Source organism: Levilactobacillus humaensis, from assembly GCF_024345185.1.
In the GTDB taxonomy this organism is placed as follows: Bacteria; Bacillota; Bacilli; order Lactobacillales; family Lactobacillaceae; genus Levilactobacillus; species Levilactobacillus humaensis.
Genome location: NZ_BROB01000064.1, coordinates 1 through 1,181 on the forward strand (window position 1 = coordinate 1; position 1,181 = coordinate 1,181).

The 1,181-nt window shown below is 39.0% G+C and carries 1 protein-coding gene; it reads right to left on the reverse strand.

What is annotated here, in order from left to right; translation table 11 throughout:
• Positions 1 to 32: 32 nt before the first annotated feature.
• Positions 33 to 1,102, reverse strand: a protein-coding gene (locus OCU14_RS11220) for an IS3-like element IS1163 family transposase (protein WP_261811095.1) whose coding sequence is annotated in 2 segments (ribosomal slippage) — positions 33 to 874 and positions 874 to 1,102 — 1,071 coding nt in all. Because the reading frame shifts where the segments join, the coding sequence is not laid out codon by codon here.
• Between the last annotated feature and the right edge of the window lie 79 nt (positions 1,103 to 1,181).

Sequence of the window (1,181 nt, forward strand, 5' to 3'; positions counted from 1 at the left end):
TGCTCCTATGTCAATAAATGGCACATCTTTTTCTAAACACTCGTTCTAATTCTGTCGGAATTAAACCAACTGATGTAATTTGAGGTTCGGATTACCAAGTCCTCAAAATTGGAAAAAGTTGTTTGAAAGGCAAACTCTCTCTTCAACAATGAGTGAAAAGCTTCAATTGGCCCATTATCATAAGGATAACCTTGTTTTGAGTATGAGTGGCTAATCTGATGCCGTTCAAGTAAAGTTTCAACTTCGTTGCTGGTGTACTGTGAACCCATGTCAGAGTGAAAATATTGTGGCTTTTGATGACATTCAAGCGCCTGATTAATCGTTTCTACAACTAACGTCGCCTCCATCTGACGACCAATCTTGAAAGCAAGGACTTGATGAACCTTTGGTTCGTAAATAGAACTGAGATAAACCCAGGTTCCTGGACGTAATTCCAAATAAGTAATGTCAGCACGCCATATCCTTGCATTGGGCTGGTGCTTGATTAAATTGGGGCGTTGTGAATGATCCACATGAGTGCCAGGTTTTTTAAATCGCCGATTCATTAAAGAGTGAATCTCCATTTCCCTCATTAATCGTAAAATTCGTTTTGACCCAACACAGATGCCTGACTTGCGAAGCACCATCGTTATTCGTGGATAACCATAGGCACGATAATTATTTTCCCAAATCAATTTAATTTTTTCTTTGAGCTGATTATCAACACGTTCGTGTTGACTAGGTTGATATCTTTTCCAATGGTAATAGGTGCTGCGCGGTAATTTCAGTGCCGAAAGAATAATTGATAAGCGGTGTCGCAATAACTGATCTTCTATGAAGACAAGGCAATTAATTCGTCCTAATGCTTTCCCAGTAACACCGCCGCAGCTTTTAAAATTTCAAGTTCCTCTTTTAATCGCTGATTTTCCTTTTGAAGTTGTTTGAATTCTTTGGACGTTACTTCAGTACCGTCTTCTAGCTCAATTGATTTAGCGCCTTTAACCCAGTTATGAATTGCGGCTGGAGAAACACCGTATTCCTCGGAAAGCGAGCGAATAGATCTTTTCTCTTCACGATGCATCTTCACAATGCTGGCTTTAAAATCATCTTGATATCGTTTCATTGGAATGCTCCTATGCTTGTTTTATTAATTATGGCACAACTGTTCAGAAATTTATGTACCAAATACTAGGATAGGAGCA